We start from the raw sequence: 3,670 nt of genomic DNA, 5'->3' as shown, positions 1-3,670 counted from the left end.
CCCGAGCACCGATCCCGAGATTCAGGACGCCAGGGCACGTCATGTACGGGCGCTACTGGCCACGCTCGTGCTGTCGACAGGCACACCGATGCTCACCGCCGGAGACGAGTTCGGCCACAGTCTCGGCGGAAACAACAACGCGTATTGTGTTCCAGCAGTTGCCTCCCCAGCCGATTCGTGGGCCCTGGACTGGACGGCGGCCGATCAGTCGTTGGTGCAGTTCGTCTCCCGAGCGTTCGGACTACGCCGAGCGGCACCGGCGTTGCGTCAGCCCGAATTCTTCGAAGGCAGAAGAAGACTGGAGCACCCGGACCTCGTCTGGTTCGACGCTGCCGGCGTCGAGTTCGACGACACCGCATGGTACGACGAGAGTCACCGAACGCTGCAGGCCTGGATCGACGGAGCCGACGTTCGGTCTCACACTCGGACCGGGCGCCCGCTCGGTGACGACAGTTGGCTCCTGATCCTGCATTCCGGTGGACCGGCTCAGGTCACCGTCGGCACTCCGGAATGGTTCGACGGCACCTTGACTGCATCGTTCGATTCGGCGTCACCGACCGGCGAACCCGCTTCCACGGCCGAAGTTCCCGTCGGCACCGAGATTTCGCTGACCGGCCCCACGGTCTTGGCCTTACGTTCCGTGACACGTCCTCCGGTCACCGCTGCTGTCATGGAATCCGGCAGCACCTTGATCAGGAATTGAATGGTCGGTCCGATCCCGAAGGCGTACAACACTGTTCCGACGCCAACCGTTCCACCGAGGAGCCATCCGGTAGCGAGGACCGCGATTTCGATGCTGGTACGCACGAGCCTGACCGACAAGCCGGTGCGCGCCACCAGTCCGGTCATCAACCCGTCGCGGGGGCCCGGCCCCATGCCCGCGCCGATGTAGAGAACGCTGGCCAGTCCGTTGAGGAGGATTCCCGCGACCATGATCACGGCTCGAACTGGCATGGAATCAAAGACCGGCAAGAAGGCCAGTGAGGTATCCACCGAGATGGCAATTACAACGACATTGGCGACCGTTCCGAATCCTGGCCGCTGGCGGATCGGAATCCAGAGCAGCAGTACCACCGCACCGGTAATCGCAGTGATCACGCCGAAACTGAGCGAAACGTGCTCGGCCACACCCTGATGAAACACGTCCCAGGGATCCAAACCAAGACCGGCTGTGATCATCATGGCCATCGAGAAGCCGTACAACCACAGACCAACGAACAGCGAGGCGAATCTCCGTATCAACACTCGACCATCTTGATGGCCACTGGACTGTTCATCCATAGCCAAGTTACCGATACTGGACTGATCGGTTACGTCTCTACGGAACCGCGATGACTGTCATGGAGCCTGGTGCCACTTCCGTGAAACCAGCGTCACGAACCGCGACGGCCTCCGACTTCTTCAGCCGAACTACTGCTTCGGCCCACTGTTCCGGGCTCGCATCGCGCACTGAGCAGCGAAAGTCGTTCTGCGCCCAGGCCCAGCACTGTTTCTCGGACATGGCCGCCGCCAACAACATCGAGGCATGCCCGACCTGTGCCGACGCCTTGCCTACCGTCATCTCGAGCGCCGAGTCGATCCACAGCACAGGAAGACCAGGCTCCGGCGGGCCAGGCTCGTCGTGCTCGAGATCGGTCCCACCGATCTGCAACTTCTTGATTCGCGGGTCCAGTTCTCCGACCGGCCCGGGAACCAGAGCCCGCGCCTGCGCGCCATCCACATCGACGGTGATTCCCGGTACCTCCTGCGCGGCGAGCCACTGCGCTCCTCGCGCTCGACGAGACACCTTCCGAATCCGGGCACCCACCCACGCCGAATAGTCCTCGTGCCAGGGGCCGGGTTCCCCGTCTTCGGTGAACCCGACGCGTTCGTCCAGACACAGCGCCACAGCCGCCGTTGCCGCAGCCTCGAGCAGTGCGGTGCGCTTGGGCGGGTCTGCCTTCGGAATGTGCAGAACGATCGGCATCGCCAACACCAGCGCCGGATCCGCGGGATCGTCTCGCCCTCCGTACCCAGCAGCCAGCACCGCGTGGCGCTCGCGCCAGCGCGAATCGGGGCGGGACATCACAGCTGGATCGGAACTGAATGCTGGATCGGAACTCATGGAATCGGTACGCGTCGCACGCCACCGTCGACGGCGTCCGCAGCCTCGACCTCGTCGCGGGTCACACCGAGAATGAACAGCACAGCATCGAGGAAGGGATGCGACAAAGCAGCGTCCGCGACCTCCCGCAACGCAGGCTTGGCGTTGAACGCCACGCCCAGGCCCGCGGCGTTGAGCATGTCGATGTCGTTGGCACCGTCACCGACGGCGACGGTCTGTTCCATCGGCACACCAACCTGATCGGCGAACTTGCGCAGCGCAACGGCCTTCGCGGCGCGGTCGACGATTTCACCGATCACACGTCCGGTCAGCTTGCCGTCGACGATTTCGAGGGTGTTGGCGTGCACGAAGTCCAGTTCGAGTTCGTGTGCGAGGCCTTCGATGACCTGCCGGAAGCCACCCGACACCACGCCGCAGTGGAATCCGAGGCGGCGCAGGGTGCGAATCGTGGTTCGTGCACCCGGCGTCAGTTCGATGCTCTCTGCCACCTCGTCGATGACGGAGGCGTCGAGACCGGCGAGTGTTGCCACACGCTGGTGCAGTGATTCGGTGAAGTCGATCTCGCCGCGCATCGCAGCTTCGGTGACGGCGCGGACCTCGTCCTCGACGCCGGCCTTCGCGGCAAGCATCTCGATGACCTCACCCTGGACGAGCGTCGAGTCCACGTCGAACACGATCAGACGCTTGGCCCGTCGAGCGAGACCTGCGCGCTCGACCGCGATGTCGACGTTTTCGAGTGCGGCGACCTCGGCGAGTCCGGTGCGCAGCTTCGCGTCGCCGTCGGCCGTATCGGCCGCGCTGACGCTGAGTTCGAGGCCGGTGACCGGATAGTCGGCGACACCACGGATGGAATCGATGTTCGCGCCCTGCTTCGCGAGTTCGCGTGCAACCGATCGCATTGCGCGAGCATTGACCGGGCTACCGAGAACAACGACCGCGTGGGTGGACACCGCGGGCCGTCCGGGATCGGCACCGATTTCGATGTCGACGTTCATTCCGACCGTCGCCATCGCCTGTTCGAGTTCTTCCTGAAGCGCCTCGGGATCGTTCGGGCAGGCGACCATGACGCCGAGTGTCAGTCGACCTCGAATCACCACCTGCTCCACGTCGAGTAGACGCACATCGTGCCGCGACAACGCCGCGAACAGTACCGAGGTGACGCCAGGGCGGTCCGGCCCGGTCACAGTCACCAGAACAGTGGTGTCAGAGGCACCCACCGAAAACTCCGATCGTTTCTTCGTTCGCGTCTTGATCGTCACTATTGTGCCAAGCGAAAGGCCCCACCCGTTACTCGGGCGGGGCCTTCGCTGATTACTTCAGTGTGTTACTTCGCTCAGGAGCGGCTGTCGGTTCCGGGGTCGCCTTCGTCCCCGACCGTGAGCGGCTCGTGACGAGCATCTTCGAGCACGGTGCTGGCGTTCTTCCCACCGTGGCCGGGGCCGACGTGCGCTTCCGCGCGCATCCGCTCCACCATGTGCGGGTAGTGCAGCTCGAACGCCGGACGCTCGCTACGGATGCGCGGCAACTCGGTGAAGTTGTGACGCGGCGGCGGGCAGGTGGTTGCCC

General features: G+C 64.2%; 4 protein-coding genes and 1 pseudogene. All 5 read right to left on the bottom strand.

Going from position 1 to position 3,670, the window contains the following annotated elements:
- Nucleotides 1-241 precede the first annotated feature (241 nt).
- Nucleotides 242-472, bottom strand: coding sequence for a hypothetical protein (locus tag RWT78_RS28750; protein WP_314682789.1), 231 nt, complete (start codon nt 470-472; stop codon nt 242-244).
- Nucleotides 473-486: 14 nt separating this feature from the next.
- A complete protein-coding gene (locus RWT78_RS28745; RefSeq protein ID WP_314682786.1) occupies nt 487-1,281 on the bottom strand; it encodes a membrane protein in 795 nt (264 codons plus the stop codon).
- A gap of 37 nt (nt 1,282-1,318) precedes the next feature.
- A complete protein-coding gene (locus tag RWT78_RS28740) occupies nt 1,319-2,065 on the bottom strand; it encodes a peptidyl-tRNA hydrolase (RefSeq protein WP_039973095.1) in 747 nt (248 codons plus the stop codon).
- Nucleotides 2,066-2,100: 35 nt separating this feature from the next.
- Nucleotides 2,101-3,321, bottom strand: a complete 1,221-nt coding sequence (gene serB, locus RWT78_RS28735) for a phosphoserine phosphatase SerB (protein ID WP_003944761.1) — start codon at nt 3,319-3,321, stop codon at nt 2,101-2,103.
- Nucleotides 3,322-3,437: 116 nt separating this feature from the next.
- Nucleotides 3,438-3,670: pseudogene (locus tag RWT78_RS28730) on the bottom strand (cytochrome ubiquinol oxidase subunit I); the annotation flags it as partial.

The sequence above is a fragment of the uncultured Rhodococcus sp. genome, from assembly GCF_963525155.1.
GTDB lineage: Bacteria > Actinomycetota > Actinomycetes > Mycobacteriales > Mycobacteriaceae > Rhodococcus_F > Rhodococcus_F qingshengii.
The sequence above is the reverse complement of the archived record's forward strand: the minus strand, read 5'-3'. Positions and strand labels throughout refer to the sequence as shown.

Coding starts and splice junctions, on each gene's coding strand:
- RWT78_RS28745 (WP_314682786.1), bottom strand. CDS start 1,281: ATGGATGAACAGTCCAGTGGCCATCAAGATGGTCGAGTGTTGATACGG.
- RWT78_RS28750 (WP_314682789.1), bottom strand. CDS start 472: ATGCAGGATCAGGAGCCAACTGTCGTCACCGAGCGGGCGCCCGGTCCG.
- RWT78_RS28740 (WP_039973095.1), bottom strand. CDS start 2,065: ATGTCCCGCCCCGATTCGCGCTGGCGCGAGCGCCACGCGGTGCTGGCT.